Raw genomic sequence first — 20,899 nt, 5'->3', positions numbered from 1 at the left:
CGGTCACTGCTTGAGAAGCGTGACTGAATGTTATACTCTGGCTCCATGGTCAAGCGGTTAAGACATCGCCCTTTCACGGCGGTAACCCGGGTTCGATTCCCGGTGGAGTCATCGCACGTAAGCGTCTAAAGGACAGACGCTAAGTGCTCATAACTAGGCGCCATAGCCAAGTGGTAAGGCAAAGGTCTGCAACACCTCTATCACCAGTTCAAATCTGGTTGGCGCCTTTAACAAAGCCTGGAAACCGAATGGTTTTTGAGGCTTTTTTTGCGATACAAGAACGAAATGAAGGAGGCATATACTATGCAGAATTTTGATTATCAGACACCTACGAGATTAATTTTTGGCAAAGGGGTTATTTCGGCTCTGCCTGAGGTAATGAAACCGCTTGGACAGAAGATTCTGCTCACTTATGGAGGCGGCAGTATTAAGAAGCTGGGACTTTATGATAAGGTAAAGGAACTTCTTAAAGAGTTTGAAATTTACGAGCTTGCAGACATTCAGCCGAATCCAAAGTACAATCCAAGTGTTCTGGAAGGGGTCCGCCTTTGTAAGGAGAATGAGATTGAGGCGATTCTTGCTGTTGGCGGAGGGAGTGTACTTGATTGTTCTAAAGCAATCGCTGCAGGTGCAAAATATGACGGGGATCCGTGGGATTTAATTTCTTATAAGGTTAAGGCGCAGGCGGCGCTTCCTATTGTGGATATTCTGACGCTGGCAGCTACCGGAAGTGAGTATGACTGCGGCGGCGTTATTTCTCGTACAGAGACGAACGACAAAATCGGATATATGGATGAGCTTTTGTTCCCTGTATGCTCCATTCTTGATCCGGTCTATACTTTTTCTGTGTCAAAAAAACAGACTGCGGCAGGCTGTGCGGATGCCATGAATCATGTGATGGAACAGTATTTTACGGAAGATACGACGCTTTTAAATGACGGTTTTTGTGAATCTATGCTGAAAAGCCTGATGGTAAATGCGAAGAAATGTCTGGAGAATCCGGAGGATTATACGGCAAGGGCAGAGATGATGCTTTGCTGTACCTATGGGTGTAATGGGATACTGTCTCTTGGAAACAGTGCTTCCGGCTGGCCTTGCCATGGTATCGAACATGCGTTGAGCGCTTATTATGACATTACGCATGGGGAGGGGCTGGCGATTATTACGCCGAGATGGATGAAACATATTTTAAACGACAGGACGGTAGGGCGATTTGTGAAGTACGGCGTAAATGTCTTTGGTATTGACAGCAGTCTTGGACAATATGAGATTGCGGACAAAGCAATTGAAGAAACTTATCGTTTTTTTGAAAGCATTGGAATCCCAATGCATCTTAGAGAAGTTGGAATCGACGAGAGCAGGCTTTCGGAGATGGCGCATCACGTTGCGGTTAATGAAGGGTTGGAGAACGCTTATGCGCCGCTTTTTGAAAGTGATATTTTAGATATTTTGAAAGCATCTCTGTAAAGAAAGTGTGTAAGGAGAGTGTGTGATGAGTATTTTATTTGTAGAATATCCAAAGTGTTCCACCTGTAAAAAGGCAAAGAAATGGCTGGATGAGCATCAGGTAGCGTATGAAGACCGTCATATTGTAGAACAGAATCCGACGAAAGCGGAATTGAAGGATTGGCACGCAAGAAGCGGACTGCCGCTTAAGCGTTTCTTTAATACCAGCGGCATGAAATACCGGGAACTGGAGCTTAAAGATAAGCTCCCTGGTATGTCTGAGGAAGAGCAGTACGAACTTCTTGCCAGCGACGGAATGCTTGTAAAACGTCCTCTTTTAGTAGGGGAGGATTTTGCCATTCCCGGATTCAAGGAAGCGGAATGGATTAAGAGGACCGTTTAGGACGGTTCTTTCCACATAGAGAGAGCGGTCACTTTTTGTTTTGACATCCCATTTTACGAGGGAGAGTTCATCCCCGATTATTTCCAGGGCGGTGATGCCCAGAGGGTGTACGCAGCTTCCGCAATTAAAGTAAAGAGAGCTTCCATCAGAGGGGAACATGGGACGGTGGGTGTGGCCGGCAATCAGGACTTGCTGATGCAAGGAGGACCATGCAGAAAGGCGCTTTTCAACGGCGCCTTTTTTGGTATTGTTTTTTGCGGCGCTTGTAGGGTCGTGAAAGGCAAGAAGTTCCAGCGGGCGCCAGACATAACGGACAAGAAAGCGGCTGAATTTCCATAGGGTGTCGTTAAGCAAATCACCTTGATGACCGTGCAAAAGAAATAATTGCGTTTCTGTGGAAATGTTTTTAAGGACAATCCCTTCGTGCGCACGCAGCCCGGGCAGAAGAGGCGAACTGCAGCATTTATTTTCACAGTAATACTCCCGGCAATTGCGGGACAAAAATTTCTGCTTTTCTTTCACACGGTCGTGATTTCCGTAAATCATGTACAGGCGGTTTTCTCTATAAAATTTTGCCATCATTTCAAACGTATCCGCATGTACCTGAATGACTTGCTTCATGCTGCGGTTTTCCCAGAGTTCATCGCCATCTCCCAGTTCTATATAAGTAAAATCCCTTTGGTAGTAATAAGTCAGAGCCGCTAAAAAAAGATGTTGGTTTTTCAGAAAATTATCGCTCCAATTGCCGGTCCCGCGGTGACAGTCGCTCATTAATACAAAGCGGCTTCCCTGATGATACGGAATTCTTGGCGCTGTTTGGAAAAGTCTGATTAAACGTGAATTGACAGACATGGCGTTTCTACCTCCGGCGGTGTTAGTTTTCCAGTGCTTCCATAAGAAGATGATATCCGTCCCGCAGCCTGCCCGAGGCGGTAAAATGCAGGGCGGTGTGGTACAGGAGAGGATTTTGTTCGCTTAAGTATTCTAATTTGCTTAAAGTATCGGTATAGTCCTGGGTAATACGCTGATATTCCCGGCAGTAAATCTGGTTGTGGTAGAGCAGAAAATCAGAAACAATGCTTTGACGGATCGCGGGCTGGACTGTTTTCGGCGTAGTAAATAGAACCGTAACTGTTAAATGCCGCTGCTGGATTTCTGTATCGCCATAACCTGCGTTCTTAAGTCCGTCAAGGAAAGCACGGCACATTTCAGAGTCCGGAAAGGTAATGCTGATTCTTGCAGAAAGAATGTCCGGCGGACAATATTTTCCTAAAAGAAAGACGGTAAGCCACCAGTGAACGCCGCGACGTTTGGCTAGAAGTGTATCTTCCTCATAAAGACAGAGCCGGATGGGAAGAAGCTCTTCGTCGGAAACCGCCTCAAAAAAAGGACCATCAAAAACCCCGGGGATATGCAGATCTTTTTTATCGGTAGCATAAATCCCCACTTCGGCCCCGGCAGTCATCCCATACTGGCCTTTCCAGAATTCGATTAGCCAGCGCCTGCCGCCATAGTCAAAATAGATAGGTTCGCTGTCGATAACCATACTGAAGGATGCGGCCGACTCATCATACAGACGGCAATATCCGCAGGAACGCTGCCAGCAATCCATCGCTGCGTAAAAATAATCATTGGCAGAATTGTATTGAAATCCGGTTGGAAGAAGGAATTGATTCAGATTCTCCAGCCTGGAAGAAGTAGGCGCGGGAAGCAGGTTTTCCTTTAAAAATTTCCGGTATGTGAGAAAAGCGCAGAGAAAAAGTATAATTAAAAAAATAAATATCAATAAAATCAAAATAGCATATACGGGCATGGAATCACTCCTAATATCAATAAAATCATCAAGTATCCATTTCCAGTGTATGCAAAGAAAGTGGAGAATGTGCAGGTAGGTACAGGGCAAAATGCAGTTGGGTACACCACAAAAGTTAATTCAGGACGTAGTAAAGCGTCGCTTTACTACGTCCTGAATTAACAAAAAAACCACCGCAGCGAAGGGAAATTGCCCTTGCTGCGGCGGTATATGAACTCTTATAATTTCTTTGTAAACTTAAGTAATACTTTCCCAAGTGCCAGTACTAATATTGCTGCGGCGATTGCCTCTGGGATTCCAGAAGCGGTGACTGTGCCCATGACCAGCCCCCATACGGCGGTGACGGCGACTTCTTTTGCCTCAGCATACTGTTGTGCAAACAGTAAGTAAATGCTGCCCATTACGGCGATGGTGTTTACCATAGAACCGACAAATCCGACTACCGGCAGTGAAATTGTCTGGTTTGTGTGGAACTTCTCCAGCAGAATCCAGAGCCATCCGGCCACAACACCGATTAAGATACGGCATCCGATAGAAATCCAAAGAGCTTTCAGAACGCCCGGGATCCCGGTGGTACTTAAAAAAGGTGAAAAGGCAAATGACAGCAGAGTCGGTGCCATTGTGTTGCTGATCAGGGAGCAGATTCCGAATACACCTCCCAGGATTGCTCCTGCCAGAGGGCCGAAAAGAACTGCGCCGATGATTACCGGGATGTGTACCGTTGTCGCCTTAATGATTGGAAGCTGTATCATGCCCAGCGGAGTATTCGCCAGTACGATGACAATTGCCGCCATAAGTGCAACACTGACCATCCATTTGGTGTCTTTTTTCTTTGTTTCCATATTCAATTTCCTCCTTGTTATCATTCCCGTCTTCGGGATATAATACAATTACCGCGTTAGTATAGCATGAAATATTTGAAAGAACAATTGGTTTTTAGCGGTTTTTCTGGTTTTTTTCCTGTACATGGAGTATAATACCGATAGAAATTCCGACTGGAGGATAGGCGATGTTAAAAGGGAAGACGATTATTCTGGGAGTGACAGGGGGAATTGCAGCGTATAAGAGCGCGGCGCTTGCCAGTTTACTGGTGAAGACGGGAGCCAATGTCCATGTGATTATGACGGAACATGCGAAGGAGTTTATTGCCCCGCTTACTTTTGAGGCACTTACGAAAAACAGGTGCCTGACGGATACATTTGACAGGAATCATGAATACAGCACAGAGCATGTGGAGCTTGGAAAATGTGCGGATGCGGTGATTGTGGCTCCGGCAACGGCAAATGTCATTGCGAAGCTGGCGCATGGAATTGCGGACGATATGCTGACGACTACGATTCTGGCATGTAAATGCCCGAAAATCATTGCTCCGGCTATGAATACGCGGATGTATGAGAATCCGGTAACACAGGATAATATGGAGCTTCTGAGAAAATACGGGATGGAAGTGGTGGAAGCGGCAAGCGGATGGCTGGCGTGCGGTGATGTAGGTGCGGGAAAGATGCCGGAGCCGGATGAGTTGTTCCAGTATATATTGAAAGCATGCGCATTTCCGAAGGACATGGACGGGATGAAGGTGCTTGTGACGGCAGGACCGACCCGGGAGATTATCGACCCGGTTCGCTATGTGACGAATCATTCTACCGGGAAAATGGGATATAGTATTGCGAAAATCTGTGCTCTGCGGGGAGCGGAGGTAACGCTGGTAAGCGGGAAGACGTCTCTGAAACCGCCGGCATTCGTTCAAGTGGTTCCGGTGACGACGGCAAAGGATATGTATGAGGCTGTGGTTTCCCGGAGCAAAGAGGCGGATATTGTAATTAAAGCGGCTGCTGTTGCAGATTATCGTCCGAAGACGGTGAGTGAAGAAAAGATTAAGAAGTCTGACGGGCAGATGACGCTGGAAATGGAACGGACGGAGGATATTCTGGGGTATCTTGGCGCGCATAAAAGAGAAGGTCAGTTTTTGTGCGGGTTCTCCATGGAAACAGAGCATATGCTTGAGAATTCCAGGGCGAAGCTTAAGAAGAAAAATGTGGATATGATTGTGGCTAATAATCTGAAGGTACAAGGAGCCGGATTTGGCACGGATACAAATATTGTTACGATTATCACAGAAAATAAGGAGACAGAGCTGGAGATATTGTCGAAGGATGAGGTTGCGGACAGGATTCTGAATGAGATATTGAAAAATAAAAAGAAACTGTAGAGATACAGTTTCTTTTTGCTATCATATAATCCAGAGATTGAATGTGAAACACATATATTCGGGGTAAAGATTACAATAATCTTCTGTGTTCCTAGAACAATATAACATTTCCCGGCAGCGTTGAAAATGGTTTTTGAAACCATGAAATAAAATTATTATTGTGTTCTGAGCACAAATCGATAAAATTATGCTAGAATACTTCATAAAAGGATGGAATGGGGGTGGCAAAAATGGCAGTTGCACTGGAAGAATTGTATGCAGAGATTGAGACAAAATATATGGTAAAGCTTCGGACAGAAAGCTGTTTTCAGAAAGTGATTGAATGGATGCATGTAGTAGAAGAGATTGAATTTGTGAAGCTTTTGCATGGCAATGAGTTGATTTTTAATTCAGGCCTTCTGTATGTTTCTACAGAATGGATTATGAAATATATTGAAGAGCTAGACCGGGCGGGCGCCGGAGGCCTGATTATTTCGCTGCGTGAGAAGCAGGAATTTCCGCCGGAGGTGCTGGATTATGCCAATAAGCTTCGGTTTCCGCTTTTTCAGGCAAGGTGGGATACGCCTTATGTGGATATTATGCGGCTGTTTGCCAATGTTTTACTGAAAAATGAGCAGAAAGAGACCAATCTGATTACGGCTTTGAAGAATGCAATCTATTATCCGGCAAATGAAGAAGCTTATCTGAATCATTTTGAAAGACACGGGTTCTACCGGAACATGTATTATACTATGGTGCTCGTGAGCTGCCATGCTTACAGTACGGAAAAGGAAAATCCTATATTGAAACAGTTGGAACGGAAACTGATGTATTCCCGGTACCGAACGGTTGTATATGAGAAACAGGGAATCTTGTTTGTGTTGGTTGCAGACGAGAAGCTGGAGGAAATACAGGAGGCGTTTGAGGAATTATGCCGCAGGGATGAAAATATATATGTGGGGATTGGAACAAGAGTGCACAGACTGCAGGATATTCACGAAAGTTTTGAACATGCGCTCTCGGCATACCAGCTTACAAAGACGGCTATAGATACGAATATTCTTTCTTATGATAAGCTGGGAATCTACAAGATTTTATCTAACATAAAGGAGCCGGACATTGGAGAGGGATTTATCCAGGAGACGCTTGGAGCGCTGCTTACATACGATGCCGACAATGGAACGGATTATCTGCACATTCTGCAGGTGTTTTTTGAAAAAGAATGCAGCATTCTTCATGCGTCTCAGGCTTTGTACTGCCATAAAAATACGATGGCTTATAAGATAAACAAGGTGAGAGAGATTCTGGGATATGATCCGCTGCTAAATGAAAACCGGACACGGATTATGATTTCGCTCTATTTGTTAAAAATGAGACAATAAAATGAAATCAAAAGAAATAAAAAGATTGCGAGAAAAGTAAAAGAGGGGCAGGATGCATTATCCTGCCTGATTTTTGTTTCCAGTGATATCTTTAATGATTTGCTGTATGTGGGCCAATTGTGCATCTGAAAGACCGGTCACTTCGATATAGTGCCTGTCATCCAGTTCCAGCAGGTAATCTGTGCTAACAGAGAAGAACCGGGCAATCTTAATCAGCATTTCTATAGAAGGAAGGATATTATTATTTTCCCAGTTAGAAATGGTTTGTTTCGACACACTCAGTTCCCCCGCCAGCTGAACCTGGCTTAGATTGTAAGAAAGACGCAATGTCTTAATGATTTCACCAAACATGAGAAGCCTCCTCTGTTTTTATTTGCTTTTAGTGTACTTTGAAACTGATATATTTACTAAATACAAAAGTATTGTTATAATGGTTAAAATAATTATAAAAAATACTTTGTTAAATGAAAATATTTGCGGAAGAAAGTGCGCTTGAAAATGAGCTGGAAAAGGAGTAGGATATAGGTATGGATTAAAGGAGATACAAATAGAATGAGTACGAAACATAAGATTAAGAAAATATCCCTGATCGGACTGGGAGCGATGGGTTCCTTTTTTGCTCCCCGGCTTGAAAAAGCTTACGGAGAAGGATTTCGGATCATTGCAGATGGAGAGCGGAAGAAAAGGCTGGAGACGGAAGGAGTTACCATCAATGGCGTGAATTACAGGTTTCCCGTCATCACACCGCAGACGGAAGGGGATAAGGCAGATTTGATTCTGATAGGGGTCAAAGGATATGCGCTGGAACAGGCAATACAGGATATTCGGAACCAGGTTGGGGAGCATACCTTGATTCTGTCTCTGTTAAATGGCGTGGACAGTGAAGAGAAGCTGGAAGCCGTGTATGGTGAAGAGCACGTGCTGTATGCATTTATGCGAATGTCTATTGTTATGAAAGACGGAAAAGCAGATTTCGATCCCTACTGGGGAAAGATTCATTTTGGTGAGAAAATTAATCAGGAATATTCCGAGAGAGTCCTGCGGGTCAAAGAAGTATTTGACTGTGCAGACATTCCTTATGAGATTGAGGAAGACATGCGAAAGGGAATCTGGTTTAAGTATATGTGCAATATCGGTGAGAATCTGACCTGCGCCTTATTGGGCATTCCGTTTGGCGTTTACCGGAATAATGAGGATGCGAACTGGCTCCGGCGCAATGCGATGCGGGAAGTGGCGGCGATTGCACAGAGAAAAGGAATTGATATTGGCGAGAAGGAGATTGCGCTTCAGGAGGAAACTGTGAAGACAATTCCGTATGAGAACAAACTATCTACTTTGCAGGATCTGGAAGCAGGAAAAAGAACCGAGATTGAGATGTTTGCCGGGACGGTGATACGGATGGGGCGGGAACTGGGTGTTCCGACACCGATTAATGAAGTATTATACCATGGCATCCGTGTTCTGGAAGAAAAGAATTGATATAAAAGAGGAGGCAATAAAATGGATGCGAATAGAGTGAAAAGAAATCAGATGCTGGCACAGCGTGTCATAAAGGGATTGGAGTCCAGAAATATGGAAGGCTACTACGCAGAGTCGAAGGAAGAGGCTCTTGCGAAGGCGCTGGAGTTGATTCCGGAGGGCAGCAGCGTGGGCTGGGGAGGTTCCATGTCTATCGAAGAAATCGGGCTGAAGGACGCAGTATGTACAGGAAATTATACCGTATATAACAGAGATGTCTGTAAGACGCCGGAAGAGAAGCGGCAGACAGAGCTTTCCATTATTGGTAGTGATTATTTCCTTTCCAGCAGCAATGCAATTACGGAGGATGGCGTGCTGGTGAATATTGACGGCGCGGCGAACCGTGTGGCGGCTATTTCCTGGGGGCCGAAGAATGTCCTGATGATTATCGGGATGAATAAAATTGTAAAATCCGTAGAAGATGCTGTATCGCGTGCAAGAAATGAGGCGGCGCCGATTAACGCACAGAGATTTCCGGTTGATACGCCATGTAAGAAGAATGGTGCTTGTTCGGATTGCAAATCACCGGATTCCGTATGCTGTCAGTTCCTGATTACAAGATTTTCCAAAATTCCAAAGAGGATTAAGGTGATTCTGGTCAATGAGGATTTGGGATTTTAAGATTCGACAGACTGCCTCCTTCCCGTGTCGAAGGGGGCAGAAAAGTTTTTAAGGAGACGTCTTGACGGTGCAAAAGGGATTTGTTATAATAATAATTGCTCATAGCGAGTCATCTGGTAAGCTCGTTAGTAACCTTGCTAACGGCGATGACATGCATCGCACGTAAGCGTCTAAAGGACAGACGCTAAGTGCTCATAGCGAGGCGCCATAGCCAAGTGGTAAGGCAAAGGTCTGCAACACCTCTATCACCAGTTCAAATCTGGTTGGCGCCTTTTAGGAAAGCCTGGAAACGCAGCAGTTTCTGAGGCTTTTTTTGATACAGAGATTTTGAGAGTTGGAGGCAGCGATGGTTAGAAAAGCAATTTCAAGTGACGTGGAATGGATTGAAGCCATGTATAATGAACATTTCGCATATGAAAATGAACATGGCGCATTTACGGTATTTAAAAAAGGTATATATCCAACGAAAAAGGATGCGGAAGACGCATTGTGTGCCGGGGCGTTATATGTGTATGAGGAAGAAGGCAGCATTGCAGGAAGCATTATTGTGGATAAAGTACAGCCGACAGAGTATAGAACGGTAACCTGGGGAAAATCTTTGACAGATGATAAAGTAATGGTAATTCATTTGCTCATGGTGCGCCCCTGTATGGCAGGGAAAGGGATAGCCTCTTCACTGGTTAAATACGCGATGGAATTAGCAAAACGTAATTCCTGTGAAGCGATAAGGCTGGATACAGGAAGTCAAAATATCCCGGCCGTATCTCTTTATAAGAAACTGGGATTTCGGATTGTCTCAGATGCCCCAATGAAGGTAGGAGGCGCAATCCCTCATTCCGGGCATCTGTTTCTTGAAAAGATATTGTCGGATAGTTCCTATATGCTGTAACGTACAGGGACTTGCTTTGTTTTACCGCACTCCCAGTGTTTGCGCCACTTTCCGTACTGTCAAACGGTACACGGCATATAAGGCTGAGGCAATAGCGGCAACTGCGGCAAGGCACACCAGGAGACCTGCGGATTCTTCTCTCGTAAGTTTTCCGTCATTACCGAGCATCATCAGCGAATATAGCAGAAACATTGCGGAGGAACCGACAAGCATGGGTGTTTTGAATACACTGCCGCATTGGCTGCGAATCTCGCTCAGGAGAAAGGCAGGGGATGCTCCCAGGCGTTTTAAATCGTCAAAGACATAGCGGTTGTTCAGTGCAATCGTCTGACATCTGGTGTGGCTGATAACAAACGCCGCTGTCAGGCAGACAATGGAGATGAAAAGAAACATCATCAGGAACACCGAGAAATTTCGCAGGCAGTCGTGTTGGTCGAGAATACGGATTTTCGGCATATAGGTCCAGTAAGCGCGAAAATCATAGCTGTCGGGATTGGAGAAGCTGATTTTGGAAATCTCGTCAGTATCACCCCAATAGATATTGCCATTTTCGTTGGCGGCGATTTTTTCTACCGGGTCATAGGCGTAAATGGTTTCGCATTCGGAATTGAACCCGGTGATAAATTGTTTTAGCAATGCATTTGCAAACGAATAACTGTCAGCTCCGTCTGCATTGAACCATAAAAGATTCCCGCGCCATTCGTCTGTTAGTTTGTTGGCTGCAGCTTCATAATCTGCATCATCCAGAATGTAATAGCCGATGGCATCCAGTAGCATTTCATTATGGACAAAGCCGTCAAATCGGATGGGGGTTTTTGCCCGTGTAACCATATTTGTCAATTCCGTGGATTCCAGTTCCAGATAATAGGTTCCGGTTTCGCTCTCATTGGAAACTGCGCGGTAGCATCCGGGCGCAATGTCAATAGTTTGCCCGGTCATTCGGTTGAAACAGGATTCGGACAAAAATTTCCCCTGCTGTTTTAGTTCCCGGTATTCGTAGTGATATGCACGGCTGTCCGGTTTATCTTCAACCTGCACAACACCATCCAGGCCGAGAAGCAGATATTCTCCGCTGTGCCAGTCCTTTAGTTTCAGCCCGTAGTTGTCGGCAAGCGTAAGGATTTCCTGTTTTGTCGGCACATTTTGGTCGGCGCGGTAATGGAAGGCATAATCGAAGCTGCGTTCCTGTGTTTCGAGAATCTGTCCTGTACCCAGCATGGGCAGGTAGAACAGGGCGAAGCAGCCTCCTGCGATGAGTACGGTACAGACAAGTAGGTTGTTGGCGGTCTGCCGGCCTTGGAATTTCATCATACTGCGGGAAATGAGATGCTGATAGGAATGTTTTTTACGGAAGCCCCAGCCGTGGACGACGGTATGCAGCATAATCATATACAGACCGGCAAAAACCGGTGCGAAGAAGAGGTTGATCCATGCAGGCGGGTAGGCGTCAAACAGAGCCATGTATACGCCGGGAGCATTGTAGCCGGTGACGGCTCCGGCAAAAAGAATCAGGATTCCCAGAAGCCCACAGTATTTTTTCGGCTCCCGCACGGGTTCGTTTTTATGTTCCTCATGGATAATATCCATGATGTTGGTCTTTCTCAGGCAGCGGTAAGCTGTGGCACAGGAAAATGTGACAGTTAATGCGAAAAATAGAAAGGAGACTGTCAGACATCTGAAATCAAACTTAAGGCGCATGTCTGAACTGTCTACAATCAGTACACGAAACAGGTTCCACAGACCCCATGTAAACGGAAAACCGGCCAGAATACCCGCAAGGGAGGATGTCATGCTTAGTGTCAGTACTTCCCGGAATAATCCGGGGGAGAGCTTTCTTTTGGAAGCGCCGAGCGCCAGCAGGATGCCGAGCTTTCGGGATTTTTTGCGGAAAAACAGACTGGCAGCGTAGACGGTAAAGATGACGCATCCAAATAGCGCCAGGATAAATATCGCCACAATCTGTTTGCGGCTGTCTCCGCCTTCCGGCAGAATGGTTAAAACTGTCGGAGAGAACATCATTGCCGAGTAAGCGGAAATGAGCATCAGGGCAATAAAGTTGCAGAGCAGGTAGAGGCCTGCTTGTTTCCGGTCGGCTTTTTGTAGTTTTTGTTCTAATTTTTGCATTGTCATCATTGGATATCACCACTCATTTCTTTGATTGTAGTTAGAAGCAGTTCGTGGAAGCTGCTGCGGTTCCCGTTTTTTTCCAATTCTCTGAAAACCATGCCGTCCTTCAGCAAAATGACCCGGTCGCAGAAAGAGGCAAAGAAGCTGTCGTGGGTCACCATGAAGACGGTTGTGTTCATTTGGTTTCTTGCATTTTCAAAGGCTTCCATTACAGTTCGGCCTGATTTGCTGTCCAGATTGCCGGTTGGTTCATCTGCCAGAATCATCAGAGGACGGTTGATTAGGCTCCTGACGACGGCGGCTCGCTGGCGTTCTCCGCCGGAAACTTCGGCGGGATATTTGCTGCGGATATGGTCGATGCCAAACAGTGTCAGGAGATGGTCGGCAAGCTCTTCGCCTTCATGGTCAGCATTTCCCCGAATGATGCGGGGGACAAGAATATTTTCCCGGATCGTCAGACCATCCAGCAGCATAAAATCCTGAAAAACAAAGCCCAGTTTTTCATTACGAACCTTCGCCAGAGCGGTTTCATCGAGATTTGCCAGAGCCGTTCCGCCAAGGCGGATTTCGCCTTTTTCAAATGGAATATAGCAGGAAATGCAGTTTAAGAGGGTGCTCTTTCCGGAGCCTGACGGCCCCATCACTGCGACAAATTCTCCCACTCCGATATGGAGATTGATTTTTTTCAGTACCGGGTATTCTTTTGATCCGGACAGGTAAGATTTGTATAAGTTCTTTACATACAGCATTGTGTTCTCCTTTCTTTTTTGTATATTGGAATAGTGGCGGTACATGAAAGAGTGCGCCGCTCTTTGTGCACTGCTGTCAGGAAGACGATAACACGAAAAAGAAAAAGATGGAGAGAAAAGGGGAAGTTTGGCAGTTCAGATGTAAAGTTTGGAAATAGTCTGCTGAAATTGTAAAGATTTGCAGTTCTCATGGAAAGAACTGCAAGGGAGAGCGCCGGTGAGGGATTCCACAAACTTTGCAGGCATGGTATAATACGTACAGAATCCAATGAAACGGAGTGAGAAGGTAATGCTGCGGATAGCGATCTGTGATGATGAGGTGAATGCAAGGGAATCGTTATACCTCCAATTGGAAAGGATACTGCACGAAGGAGAAGAGGTTGTGTATGAATTTTCCTCCGGCAATGCTGCGGTCAGATGGCTTGAGAAGCACCCGGGAGAGATAGACCTGCTGTTTCTGGATGTGGAGATGGCTGATATGAATGGGATGGAGACAGCCCATAATATTCGAAAATTTAATCGGGAACTCCTGATTGTGTTTGTGACGGGGTATGCAGATTATGTATTTGACGGATACAGTGTCGGCGCACTGGATTATCTGATGAAACCGGTGGATATGGATAAACTGTGGCATACGGTAAAACGCGTTCGAGAGTTACAGCTCCGGGAGCAGGAAGAGATGTATACTCTGAGAAATACAGAGGGAACATATCGGTTCCGGCTTCGGGATATCCTTTATTTTTACAGTGACCGGAGACAGGTTGTGCTGGTATGTTCGCAAAGCGGCGGAGAACTCAGAGAATATGGGTTTTATCAAAAGCTGAATCAGGTAGAGGAAGAGCTTAGACTGCGTAAAGAAAGGTCTGCGGAATATTCATTCGTGCGGATCCATCAGCGTTATCTGGTAAATGCTGTGCGGGTGGAGCATATGGATGCTTCCCATGTTGCCGTGGGTGGAAGAGAGCTTCCGGTAAGCAGGGCTATGAAGAATGAAGCAATGCAGAAAATTGCGCGGGTAATGCTGGAGGTGTCTGTATGCGTACGGTAGCGTTTCTTCTGCAATTAGCGGCTGTGTTGATTTCTACTGCATTTAATACAAAGGCGATAGGGTGTTTTCTGAACTTTAAGAAAAATCGCTTCAGCCGGATTGTGGCGTACCTCTCTTGTTGGGTTGCAACAGGGAATATCCTGTTTATCGGAGACCGGTTCAATTTCCCGGTTGGTCTGGCGGTTTTTGTATTTGGGATGTACATTGCCTGTGAAGGGAGCGGCATTCGAAAAACAGCAGTCAGTATCATGGTAAGCAGTATGATTTTGGCGTATAATACGCTGGCAGACAACTGGGCAGAGCGGCTGTTTGCGGAAGCATCGTTTTATATAGCAGGTCGAGTTTTATTTGCAATCCTCTTTTATCTGGCGGCAAAGCGGTTTGGCCCGGAAAAGGAGTATGATTTATCTGCGCCTATGTGGTGGCTGTTATTATTGCTGTCTCTCACGCCGCTCGGGATTGTGGCTGCGGTTGTGATGATGCCGAGCCCATATTGGGATAATCTGTCGGATATGTGGCTGCATTTTACCCTTCTTGGCATTGCGCTGTTTTCATTTGCAGGTTTACTCTGGGCTGTTTCAGTGCTGGCGGAACAGAAAAAGATGGAAGAACAGGTACTGTTTGCAAAGATAAAACAGAATTATTATGATACAATGGAAGCCAGGCAGTTTGAAGTACGAAGGCTGAAACATGACATGGCAAATCATCTGCAGACACTTGCTGTGCTTCCGGAGCCGAAACGGGAAGAATATATCCGGGAACTGTTGGAAAACGATAGTATCACAAAGACTCTGAATTACTGCGGGGATGCGACTGTGAATGCTGTGCTGACCGCAAAGGAGAGTATGCTGCGCCGGAAGGGGATTACATTTCAATGGAAGATTGAGATTCCGGGGGAACTGCCTTTTGAGAAGATTGATGTCTGTGCGATTTTTGCAAATGCGCTGGATAATGCGGCGGAAGCGTGTGAGCGGCAGGAACTGCCGGAAAAGACAGTGTTTCTGGAGAGCAGGCTGCAAAAGGGGATGTTTCTGTTCTCTGTAAAGAATCCATGTGCCCTGGAAGTAAAGGCAGGAGAAATGCCGCAGACATCAAAGAAAGATACGGAAAACCACGGGTTCGGGCTGCAAAGTATTCGTGAGATTGCGAGGCGTCACGGCGGGGAAATGACGGTTCATGCGGAAGATGGATATTTTGAGCTCTTCGTATATTTTCCCTGTGGAGACGACTAATCTCTCTTGGAATGGAATGAAAAATTTGGGTGGCGGTAATTACTGGAAAGAGTTATTAGCAAAAATATGAACGTGCGGATGCCAGTCAGCCTTTTATGGGACTAAAAAGTTTTTCTGGTGATTTTCCTGCATTAAAAGATATTAATATTGCAAAGAATTACCTTAATGATGAGGAATTGAGAATATTAAATAATATTGTATCAGGTTACTTTGATTTTGCAGAAATTCAGGCTATGCGCCATAATCCCATGTATATGGCAGATTATGTGGAGCATCTTGATAAGGTTTTAAAAACTACAGGTGAAGCTTGTGGTGGGTAATAATGATAGGAAGTGGGACAGGATATGGAGGTGAATATAATGGTGAAAAAAACAGAGATAGTTATGGACGAATATATTGATGTTTTGGAAAAGATAAAAAAGCGAATTAAACAAGCACAGTATCAGGTAATGACAAATGCAAATGTCGAACGCAATATTTTATTTTGGAATATAGGGAACGTAATTCTCCAATACAGCCAATGGGGAAATAAATTTGTTGAAACATTATCAAAAGATTTGAGAATGACTTATCCTAGTAGAGAAGGATATTCCGTTAGAAATCTTAATTATATGAAACAGTTTGCACGCCGAATACCATCTGAAGAAATTTTGCATCAGGGTGGTGCAAAATTGATGGAACTTATATTTTGTGGGAAAAGGGTTGCACGAGCAGTATTAGTACTGTATAAATATTGTTCATATTTCCGCGATTTTGTGGGGATATGTTTTGATTTGGTACTCATGTGGAGAGTGTCGTGCTTCTGTCCCACAAATCACCAGATAGTATCATCAACGTGACGGTGGAATTCGGAGAAGGCGAGGGCAAGGTGCCTCTGGATGCAATAGCGGAGCGTGCAAAGAAATATCAGCCGAAACCGAAAATCACATATAAAATGATACAGGAATATGTGGAAAAGAAATATGGATTTAAGGTGCATACTGCACATATTGCGGAGGTAAAGCGGTCATTAGGTCTGGCAATGTATGATGCTCCAAATGCAGTAGAGGAATCGAAACAACCGAGGAAACATCCACCGAAAGAAAAGGTAGAAGCGATAACGGAGGCGTTTAAATATTTTGAGGTAATCTAATGGATGAAAAGATTTATCAGATTATTTACCATTGGGTGAAGATGTGTGCGGCAGAAGTGCGCCAGAAGATGAATTGTCACATTTACTTGATTATTTACTGGATTTTGCTTGTGATGAAAAAATACTGGGATTGTATAAAAGAGTGTGTAGAAGGTATTTGTATATATATCCTGGTTGTATTAAGAGTTATATTGAAGCATATCGGGAAATGTGGGAAGATGAAGATAGTTATTCAGCAGAATTTTCTTAAAAGGAAAGAGAATAAGGTATTTCGAACATTATGATGTGATTGCAGGAGGCACAATGGGGAAAATAATTAAAGATACAATTCATGCAAATGGGATAGATATTGGAATTTACACGCAGGATTTTGAAAATGAATTTATTTCATTGACGGATATTGCCCGGTATAAGAGCGATGACCCGACGGCGGTTATTCAAAACTGGATGAGAAATCGGGATGTTATAGAATTTCTGGGACTATGGGAAAGGTTACATAATCCAAATTTTAAACCCCTCGAATTCGAGGGGTTTAAAAAGCAGGCAGGAGCAAACGCATTTACAATGTCGCCTAAGAAATGGATAGAAGCTACGGATGCTATTGGTATTGTTTCAAAGTCGGGACGCTATGGCGGAACGTATGCTCATAGTGATATTGCTATGTCTTTTGCAACTTGGATTTCTCCTGAATTCCAGCTATATATTATGAAAGACTATAGGCGTTTAAAGACAGACGAAAACAGTCGGTTATCTTTGGGGTGGAATTTGAATAGAGAAATTTCTAAGTTGAATTACAGGATACATACAGATGCAATTAAAGAAAATCTGATTCCACCAGAATTAACGCCCGCACAGGTGGCGTATACCTATGCTAATGAAGCAGATATGTTGAATGTAGTTTTGTTTGGAAAGACGGCGAAGCAATGGAAAAATGAAAATTCAACGGTGAAAGGAAATATGCGGGATGTAGCAACGCTGAATCAATTACTGGTACTTGCGAACCTGGAAAGTTATAATGCTGTTTTAATTAATCAGGGGAAAAGTCAAAAAGAGCGCATGGAATTGTTGCGACAGTTGGCGGTACAACAGTTGCAAACATTGGAAACGGTGAGTTCAAGCAGCTTATCCCAATTGGGGATAGATTCACAAATGAATTAAATGGGAAGGCTTGACTTTATAGAAATCAACCAAGAGAGCATTAAGATTTTTTTAATCAGTTACCAGAAATCATAAAGAGGGTTATACATGAAATATACATTGGCTCAAAATGCAATAAGCTCACTTAGCATTGCGATTGACAATTTTAAAAAATTTTATTATCACGAAGAAGAATATAAGATGAGCGAGATAGACGAAGCAAAAAAAATATGTATTGTTTTTCTTGAAAACGCAGTTGAACTTATGCTAAAAACTATTTTAATATCTGATGACCCGGTATCTATTTATAAAGAGCCTAATAGTCGGGCTATAAAAAATGCCTTATCTAAGATCACAGATTCATTAAAATTAGAAGATATCCTTATTTCTGAAGGAAAATTTCAAACGATAAAATACATCGAAACTATTGAGAAATATAATAACTTATTTCATAAATCAAAAAAAGTGCATCAGGTTTTAAATAGTCTGGGACAAAAAAGAAATGAGATTACACATTTTGGTATAGATGAATCAGATGATTTGGGCGAGCTTACTATACAAATGCTAAACACTTTCGATATTATTTATAATTATCTTTATCCACAGTTGATTGATTTGGATGACATTGATATTTATTTTAAGAGTGATGATTTGGTTGTTGATACTGTACATGGTAAAAAATTCCTTTTTGATGATGATTTTGTTTATAATAATATTGTGGATTTTCTTGATGAGCTTATGGAGAGTTCGAAAGAATATGTTTGTGCGGTGCGAGCTCAAAACCCTAGCAGTAAGATTGGGGAGTTTAAAGAGATAATGGAAATACTTCTCAATGACAAAAAATATATTGAAATGCAAAAGGAGAATCAAATAGATATAAATTTTAGTGTTTGTAATTTTGACGGTAATGAATATATTCTGGAAATTAAGCAAGAGTCTGAATATTTAGTGAGTATATTTTCATGCTATTCACCATTTTTTAATGTAACAGCATTTTGTGGAGAATGTGGTGAAATATATTTCATAGTGGTACATGATGACCATGATTTATATATTTACAAGGACGATAGTGTGGTATGGCCACAGTATAATGAACCTGAGCTCGATTATCAATGGATAAAAGATTGTGATAATGGTTTGTGTGAAAAGTATAACCTATCAAAACGAAACTTGTTACTAGCTTTTGAAAATGTATTACAGAGAATATAGTGAATATTTGATTATTAAGGATGAATTATTTGTTGGAATTATTGTAAAATAAAATGAATTATTGATGTGTAAATTGAAGGAAAGACTATGTAATCGTATAATATGTTGATATAGAGTTTTCTCAAAAAGTGTGGAACAGGTTTTGTGAGAAACCGTTAATACTGTTGAATGTGTGACGTTGTTGCAGAAGGGGGGATAGATATTGAATGATTTTTCAAAGCAAATGGAAATGGTATTGTACAATTCAGAAGATGGAGATGTATCAGTAAATGCGTATATTAAGGATGAAAGTTTGTGGGTTACTTCAAAAAGCAATGTCTGAGCTTTTTGGTGTAGATAAGTCCGGAATTAGCAGACATTTGAAAAATATTTTTAGTACCGGTGAATTGGACGAGAAGCGGGCTGTCGATGTGGCAGTTCGTTTTTTCTGTCCGCACATGTGACGTGGCGGTGGGCTTGACATTATTAATTTCTCTGTAACGAAATGAGTTTTGGGGAGTCTAATTGGAAAGAGGAGGTGAGATGCTTGTGTTTTGAGGAGGTGTACAAGAGATACTACCGTGATGTGTATTATTACCTGCTGTCGCTGAGCAGTAATCCGCAGACTGCTGAGGATTTGACGCAGGAGACATTTTACAAAGCGCTGAAAAATATACACAGATTCAAAGGTGACTGTCAGCTTAAAACATGGCTCTGCCAGATTGGAAAGAATACGTATCTGTCCTGGTTGAAAAAGCAGAAGCATCTTGCCGATGCACCCATGCAGCCAGAGGTGCAGAGCGATTCGGAGGTGGAAAAAGAAGACGGGCCGGAGCTGGTTTGTATCCGCAGGGAGGAGGCGTTGTCTATCTATAGGATTCTGCATTTTCTGGAGGAGCCATATAAAGAGGTCTTTACCCTTCGGACGCTGGGAGAGTTGTCTTACAGAGAGATTGGAGAAATCTTTGGACGCGGTGAGGGATGGGCGCGGGTAATTTATCATCGGGCGAAATTGAAGATTCAGGAAATGATAAGGGAGGTGCCATAGATGAAGAAAAGGGAATGTGCAATTGTACAGGATTTACTGGTACTGTATGAGGATGGCGTGCTGCAGGAAGAAAGTATGCAGATGATAGAAGAGCATATACGTGGATGCGAAGAATGTATGCGGATTTATGAGAATACAGGTAAGAAATTGCCGATAAGCGGCGGTGAAGAGGAAGCATCAGAGAAAGAACAGGAAGATGCGTCGGCAAAGGTTATGCGAAAGCTGAGTAAGAACCTCTTTTATAAAAATGCAGTAATCTTTGGCGTAGTCGTTGCAGTGCTTCTGATAGGAACGGTTGCTGTGAATGAGATATGCAATCACTATTTGTATAATGGCGGGGGAATTGCCGGGATGCTCTATACGATACCGGCAGATAAAATAGAAGTGACAGAGCTGTACCAGTTAAAAAACGGAGACATTTATTGTACACTGAAGTCAGAGAAGCCAATCGGTGTCCAGTGGGTAAGCGACTGGATTCTGCCGAATGATGAGATTGCGGAAAATACGGAGAATGCGGTACAGGAGATTGGGTTTCGGCAGAAAACTCTCTGGGAGTGGGATACTTCAGAATACAATCAGGTGTCGGTAGTATTTGCAACCAGTCGGCAGGGGGTGTTAGAAGAAAGCGGAGAAAAGATTGTCCAGCGCTGTTCAGAGATTAGTTATTACGGAAAGACCGCAGAGGATAAAAAGATTCTCTGGCAAAGAGGACAGGCGGCAGAGGAAGCCCCGGAGGAAATTGAGCGCAGGGCAATCGAAGAGTATGTGAGAGACGGCCAGGTAGGGAAAGCTGTTCAGGAATGTGAAAACCTGGGATGGGATAGTGAGGAAGAGATAGCGAAAGTTTATCAAGAGGATCATGATATCAGCCGTACATATTATGACAGCGCATATACGGGGGAAAATGTACTGTTTCAGCACGATTATGATGCTGTCTGGAGTATTGAATGGTAGAAATGTATTGTACTATGGACCTGC

General features: G+C 43.6%; 23 protein-coding genes, 3 tRNA genes and 1 pseudogene. 21 read left to right on the top strand and 6 right to left on the bottom strand.

Annotation, left to right across the window (positions count from 1 at the left end):
- Positions 1–39 precede the first annotated feature (39 nt).
- The 4 genes from OCV99_RS07135 (at position 40) to OCV99_RS07120 (ending at position 1,849) form a co-directional block, all read left to right on the top strand.
- Positions 40–111: transfer RNA gene (locus OCV99_RS07135), tRNA-Glu, on the top strand.
- A gap of 45 nt (positions 112–156) precedes the next feature.
- Positions 157–227, top strand: a tRNA-Cys gene (locus tag OCV99_RS07130).
- 76 nt (positions 228–303) lie between these two features.
- On the top strand, positions 304–1,467 hold the full coding sequence (locus OCV99_RS07125) for an iron-containing alcohol dehydrogenase (protein WP_158369407.1): 1,164 nt from the start codon (positions 304–306) through the stop codon (positions 1,465–1,467).
- Positions 1,468–1,492: 25 nt separating this feature from the next.
- Positions 1,493–1,849 carry an arsenate reductase family protein gene (locus OCV99_RS07120; protein WP_158369406.1) on the top strand — a complete coding sequence of 119 codons (357 nt, stop codon included), beginning with the start codon at positions 1,493–1,495 and terminating at the stop codon, positions 1,847–1,849.
- Here OCV99_RS07120 and OCV99_RS07115 read toward each other — a convergent pair.
- From OCV99_RS07115 to OCV99_RS07105, 3 genes are all read right to left on the bottom strand, one after another.
- Entirely contained in the window at positions 1,784–2,701 is a 918-nt protein-coding gene (locus OCV99_RS07115) for a metallophosphoesterase family protein (protein ID WP_158369405.1), read from the bottom strand. The genes OCV99_RS07120 and OCV99_RS07115 overlap by 66 nt on opposite strands.
- A gap of 22 nt (positions 2,702–2,723) precedes the next feature.
- On the bottom strand, positions 2,724–3,662 hold the full coding sequence (locus OCV99_RS07110) for a DUF4474 domain-containing protein (protein ID WP_158369404.1): 939 nt from the start codon (positions 3,660–3,662) through the stop codon (positions 2,724–2,726).
- Positions 3,663–3,880: 218 nt separating this feature from the next.
- Entirely contained in the window at positions 3,881–4,504 is a 624-nt protein-coding gene (locus tag OCV99_RS07105; RefSeq protein ID WP_158369403.1) for an ECF transporter S component, read from the bottom strand.
- Positions 4,505–4,671: 167 nt separating this feature from the next.
- Here OCV99_RS07105 and coaBC point away from each other — a divergent pair, with 167 nt between their 5' ends.
- Positions 4,672–5,871 carry a bifunctional phosphopantothenoylcysteine decarboxylase/phosphopantothenate--cysteine ligase CoaBC gene (gene coaBC / locus OCV99_RS07100; protein WP_158369402.1) on the top strand — a complete coding sequence of 400 codons (1,200 nt, stop codon included), beginning with the start codon at positions 4,672–4,674 and terminating at the stop codon, positions 5,869–5,871.
- Positions 5,872–6,101: 230 nt separating this feature from the next.
- Positions 6,102–7,232, top strand: coding sequence for a PucR family transcriptional regulator (locus OCV99_RS07095; RefSeq protein ID WP_158369422.1), 1,131 nt, complete (start codon positions 6,102–6,104; stop codon positions 7,230–7,232).
- A gap of 57 nt (positions 7,233–7,289) precedes the next feature.
- On the opposite strand, the gene OCV99_RS07090 is transcribed toward OCV99_RS07095, so the two are convergent.
- On the bottom strand, positions 7,290–7,583 hold the full coding sequence (locus tag OCV99_RS07090; RefSeq protein ID WP_158369401.1) for a helix-turn-helix transcriptional regulator: 294 nt from the start codon (positions 7,581–7,583) through the stop codon (positions 7,290–7,292).
- 201 nt (positions 7,584–7,784) lie between these two features.
- On the opposite strand from OCV99_RS07090, the gene OCV99_RS07085 reads away from it, so the two are divergent.
- From OCV99_RS07085 to OCV99_RS07070, 4 genes are all read left to right on the top strand, one after another.
- A complete protein-coding gene (locus tag OCV99_RS07085) occupies positions 7,785–8,711 on the top strand; it encodes a ketopantoate reductase family protein (RefSeq protein ID WP_158369400.1) in 927 nt (308 codons plus the stop codon).
- A gap of 21 nt (positions 8,712–8,732) precedes the next feature.
- On the top strand, positions 8,733–9,371 hold the full coding sequence (locus OCV99_RS07080; protein WP_158369399.1) for a lactate utilization protein: 639 nt from the start codon (positions 8,733–8,735) through the stop codon (positions 9,369–9,371).
- Positions 9,372–9,572: 201 nt separating this feature from the next.
- Positions 9,573–9,643: transfer RNA gene (locus OCV99_RS07075), tRNA-Cys, on the top strand.
- Positions 9,644–9,717: 74 nt separating this feature from the next.
- Positions 9,718–10,260, top strand: a complete 543-nt coding sequence (locus tag OCV99_RS07070) for a GNAT family N-acetyltransferase (RefSeq protein ID WP_158369398.1) — start codon at positions 9,718–9,720, stop codon at positions 10,258–10,260.
- A gap of 21 nt (positions 10,261–10,281) precedes the next feature.
- On the opposite strand, the gene OCV99_RS07065 is transcribed toward OCV99_RS07070, so the two are convergent.
- Both OCV99_RS07065 and OCV99_RS07060 read right to left on the bottom strand, forming a co-directional pair.
- A complete protein-coding gene (locus OCV99_RS07065; protein WP_158369397.1) occupies positions 10,282–12,393 on the bottom strand; it encodes an FtsX-like permease family protein in 2,112 nt (703 codons plus the stop codon).
- Entirely contained in the window at positions 12,390–13,136 is a 747-nt protein-coding gene (locus OCV99_RS07060; RefSeq protein ID WP_158369396.1) for an ABC transporter ATP-binding protein, read from the bottom strand. The genes OCV99_RS07065 and OCV99_RS07060 overlap by 4 nt, the downstream gene beginning before the upstream one ends.
- Before the next feature lie 289 nt (positions 13,137–13,425).
- Here OCV99_RS07060 and OCV99_RS07055 point away from each other — a divergent pair, with 289 nt between their 5' ends.
- The 11 genes and pseudogenes from OCV99_RS07055 (at position 13,426) to OCV99_RS07005 (ending at position 20,875) form a co-directional block, all read left to right on the top strand.
- A complete protein-coding gene (locus OCV99_RS07055) occupies positions 13,426–14,184 on the top strand; it encodes a LytR/AlgR family response regulator transcription factor (RefSeq protein ID WP_158369421.1) in 759 nt (252 codons plus the stop codon).
- Positions 14,172–15,416 carry a sensor histidine kinase gene (locus OCV99_RS07050; protein ID WP_158369395.1) on the top strand — a complete coding sequence of 415 codons (1,245 nt, stop codon included), beginning with the start codon at positions 14,172–14,174 and terminating at the stop codon, positions 15,414–15,416. The genes OCV99_RS07055 and OCV99_RS07050 overlap by 13 nt, the downstream gene beginning before the upstream one ends.
- A 65-nt stretch (positions 15,417–15,481) precedes the next feature.
- Positions 15,482–15,721 (top strand): annotated as a pseudogene (gene rhuM, locus OCV99_RS07045) (RhuM family protein); the annotation flags it as partial.
- Between the two features lie 54 nt (positions 15,722–15,775).
- Positions 15,776–16,255 (top strand): DUF1016 N-terminal domain-containing protein, encoded by a 480-nt coding sequence (locus OCV99_RS07040; protein ID WP_262575113.1) that lies wholly within the window; start codon positions 15,776–15,778, stop codon positions 16,253–16,255.
- 2 nt (positions 16,256–16,257) lie between these two features.
- Positions 16,258–16,548, top strand: a complete 291-nt coding sequence (locus tag OCV99_RS07035) for a hypothetical protein (RefSeq protein WP_262575111.1) — start codon at positions 16,258–16,260, stop codon at positions 16,546–16,548.
- Complete coding sequence (locus OCV99_RS07030) at positions 16,548–16,832, top strand: hypothetical protein (RefSeq protein ID WP_262575109.1); 285 nt, start codon at positions 16,548–16,550, stop codon at positions 16,830–16,832. Before OCV99_RS07035 ends, OCV99_RS07030 begins: the two co-directional genes overlap by 1 nt.
- 19 nt (positions 16,833–16,851) lie before the next feature.
- Positions 16,852–17,706: a KilA-N domain-containing protein gene (locus OCV99_RS07025; RefSeq protein ID WP_158369392.1), complete on the top strand. Its 855-nt coding sequence runs from the start codon at positions 16,852–16,854 to the stop codon at positions 17,704–17,706.
- 87 nt (positions 17,707–17,793) lie between these two features.
- Positions 17,794–18,894 carry a hypothetical protein gene (locus OCV99_RS07020; protein WP_158369391.1) on the top strand — a complete coding sequence of 367 codons (1,101 nt, stop codon included), beginning with the start codon at positions 17,794–17,796 and terminating at the stop codon, positions 18,892–18,894.
- Between the two features lie 269 nt (positions 18,895–19,163).
- Positions 19,164–19,337 (top strand): hypothetical protein, encoded by a 174-nt coding sequence (locus OCV99_RS07015; protein WP_227192793.1) that lies wholly within the window; start codon positions 19,164–19,166, stop codon positions 19,335–19,337.
- Positions 19,338–19,420: 83 nt separating this feature from the next.
- A complete protein-coding gene (locus OCV99_RS07010; RefSeq protein ID WP_227192792.1) occupies positions 19,421–19,921 on the top strand; it encodes an RNA polymerase sigma factor in 501 nt (166 codons plus the stop codon).
- On the top strand, positions 19,922–20,875 hold the full coding sequence (locus tag OCV99_RS07005) for a zf-HC2 domain-containing protein (protein WP_158369389.1): 954 nt from the start codon (positions 19,922–19,924) through the stop codon (positions 20,873–20,875).
- Positions 20,876–20,899: the final 24 nt, after the last annotated feature.

The sequence above is a fragment of the Dorea acetigenes genome (assembly GCF_025567385.1).
Lineage (GTDB): Bacteria > Bacillota > Clostridia > Lachnospirales > Lachnospiraceae > Claveliimonas > Claveliimonas acetigenes.
Note: the sequence above shows the minus strand (reverse complement) of the source record. Positions and strands in the feature narration are given on the sequence as shown.

Coding starts and splice junctions, on each gene's coding strand:
- OCV99_RS07125 (WP_158369407.1), top strand. CDS start 304: ATGCAGAATTTTGATTATCAGACACCTACGAGATTAATTTTTGGCAAA.
- OCV99_RS07120 (WP_158369406.1), top strand. CDS start 1,493: ATGAGTATTTTATTTGTAGAATATCCAAAGTGTTCCACCTGTAAAAAG.
- OCV99_RS07115 (WP_158369405.1), bottom strand. CDS start 2,701: ATGTCTGTCAATTCACGTTTAATCAGACTTTTCCAAACAGCGCCAAGA.
- OCV99_RS07110 (WP_158369404.1), bottom strand. CDS start 3,662: ATGCCCGTATATGCTATTTTGATTTTATTGATATTTATTTTTTTAATT.
- OCV99_RS07105 (WP_158369403.1), bottom strand. CDS start 4,504: ATGGAAACAAAGAAAAAAGACACCAAATGGATGGTCAGTGTTGCACTT.
- coaBC (WP_158369402.1), top strand. CDS start 4,672: ATGTTAAAAGGGAAGACGATTATTCTGGGAGTGACAGGGGGAATTGCA.
- OCV99_RS07095 (WP_158369422.1), top strand. CDS start 6,102: ATGGCAGTTGCACTGGAAGAATTGTATGCAGAGATTGAGACAAAATAT.
- OCV99_RS07090 (WP_158369401.1), bottom strand. CDS start 7,583: ATGTTTGGTGAAATCATTAAGACATTGCGTCTTTCTTACAATCTAAGC.
- OCV99_RS07085 (WP_158369400.1), top strand. CDS start 7,785: ATGAGTACGAAACATAAGATTAAGAAAATATCCCTGATCGGACTGGGA.
- OCV99_RS07080 (WP_158369399.1), top strand. CDS start 8,733: ATGGATGCGAATAGAGTGAAAAGAAATCAGATGCTGGCACAGCGTGTC.
- OCV99_RS07070 (WP_158369398.1), top strand. CDS start 9,718: ATGGTTAGAAAAGCAATTTCAAGTGACGTGGAATGGATTGAAGCCATG.
- OCV99_RS07065 (WP_158369397.1), bottom strand. CDS start 12,393: ATGATGACAATGCAAAAATTAGAACAAAAACTACAAAAAGCCGACCGG.
- OCV99_RS07060 (WP_158369396.1), bottom strand. CDS start 13,136: ATGCTGTATGTAAAGAACTTATACAAATCTTACCTGTCCGGATCAAAA.
- OCV99_RS07055 (WP_158369421.1), top strand. CDS start 13,426: ATGCTGCGGATAGCGATCTGTGATGATGAGGTGAATGCAAGGGAATCG.
- OCV99_RS07050 (WP_158369395.1), top strand. CDS start 14,172: ATGCGTACGGTAGCGTTTCTTCTGCAATTAGCGGCTGTGTTGATTTCT.
- OCV99_RS07040 (WP_262575113.1), top strand. CDS start 15,776: ATGGTGAAAAAAACAGAGATAGTTATGGACGAATATATTGATGTTTTG.
- OCV99_RS07030 (WP_262575109.1), top strand. CDS start 16,548: ATGGATGAAAAGATTTATCAGATTATTTACCATTGGGTGAAGATGTGT.
- OCV99_RS07025 (WP_158369392.1), top strand. CDS start 16,852: ATGGGGAAAATAATTAAAGATACAATTCATGCAAATGGGATAGATATT.
- OCV99_RS07020 (WP_158369391.1), top strand. CDS start 17,794: ATGAAATATACATTGGCTCAAAATGCAATAAGCTCACTTAGCATTGCG.
- OCV99_RS07015 (WP_227192793.1), top strand. CDS start 19,164: ATGCGTATATTAAGGATGAAAGTTTGTGGGTTACTTCAAAAAGCAATG.
- OCV99_RS07005 (WP_158369389.1), top strand. CDS start 19,922: ATGAAGAAAAGGGAATGTGCAATTGTACAGGATTTACTGGTACTGTAT.